A 1266-nucleotide genomic window follows, 5' to 3' on the forward strand; every position below is an offset into this window, starting at 1 on the left:
CAGGTCTTGATGGTATGTCCGTCGATGACCTATTACCATATCTGAAAGCACATCGGCAGAAATTACTCGATTCATTGGCAAATGGGACTTATCGTCCCATGCCGGTAAAACGAGTTGAAATTCCCAAGCCTAATGGTGGTAAGCGAAAGCTTGGTATTCCCACAGTCGTAGATCGGCTGGTCCAGCAAGCTGTAGCTCAGGTTCTAACCCCCATCTTTGAGCAAGTGTTTTCAGATAGCAGCTTTGGTTTTCGACCGCATCGAAGTGCTCATGACGCCATTCGGCAAGTGATTGATCTTTATAATCAAGGCTATCACTGGGTGGTTGATCTTGACTTAAAGGCTTACTTCGATACAGTCAACCATGATTTAATGATGAAATTTGTTAGTCAGTATGTTCAGGACCCATGGTTATTGAAGCTGATTCGTCGGTTCTTGACTAGTGGTGTCATGAATGGTCACGTCTTCGAACCTGGAATTAAGGGAACACCACAAGGTGGGCCTTTGTCACCACTACTGGCTAACATTTACCTCAATGAACTCGATAAATTACTCGTTAGTCGGGGCCACAAATTTGTGCGCTACGCTGATGACTGTAATATTTATGTTAAAAGTAAACGTGCGGGCCAACGAGTTCTTGTCTCTGTTAGCCGTTTTCTAGAACGTAACTTGAAACTAACTGTTAATCGGGAGAAAACACAAGTTGGCTCACCCTTGAAATTAAAGTTTCTGGGTTTCTCGCTAGGTGTCAACCGGAATGGTACGTATGCCCGTCCCGCCAAAACGTCTAAGCAAAGAATTAAACAGGCCCTAAAGCAAATCACTAAACGTAATCGTGGAATTTCTCTTGAGCGAATATTCAGAGAGATTTGGCAGAAAATGCGCGGCTGGTTGCAATATTACGGTCTTGGCAAACTACAAGCTTTCATCAAACGGCTAGACCAGTGGTTACGTTCACGTATTCGCCAGTACATTTGGAAATCATGGAAGAAAATCAAAACTCGAATTAAGCGACTGAGACAACTAGGTGAATCATTAAGAGAGGCTTATATTTACGCAAATACGCGTAAAGGGCCTTGGCATACAGCCCACACGGGTGTATTGGAATACACCTTAACGAATGAAAAGTTGGAAGGTCTTGGACTAATAAACATGTCCAAAACTCTCCAGCAAATCCAGAGTGCTTAAGTTATTGAACCGCCGTATACGGAACCGTACGTACGGTGGTGTGAGAGGTCGGCGGGGTGACCCGCCTCCTACTCGATTC

At 44.4% G+C, this 1266-nt stretch carries 1 protein-coding gene; it reads left to right on the forward strand.

Features of this window, described 5'->3' with window-relative positions; all coding sequences use genetic code 11:
- A partial coding sequence (gene ltrA, locus ON15_RS00010) for a group II intron reverse transcriptase/maturase (protein ID WP_010579407.1) occupies positions 1-1187 on the forward strand: 1187 nt, incomplete at its 5' end.
- Between the last annotated feature and the right edge of the window lie 79 nt (positions 1188-1266).

The sequence above is a fragment of the Liquorilactobacillus vini DSM 20605 genome (assembly GCF_000255495.1).
Taxonomy (GTDB): Bacteria; Bacillota; Bacilli; order Lactobacillales; family Lactobacillaceae; genus Liquorilactobacillus; species Liquorilactobacillus vini.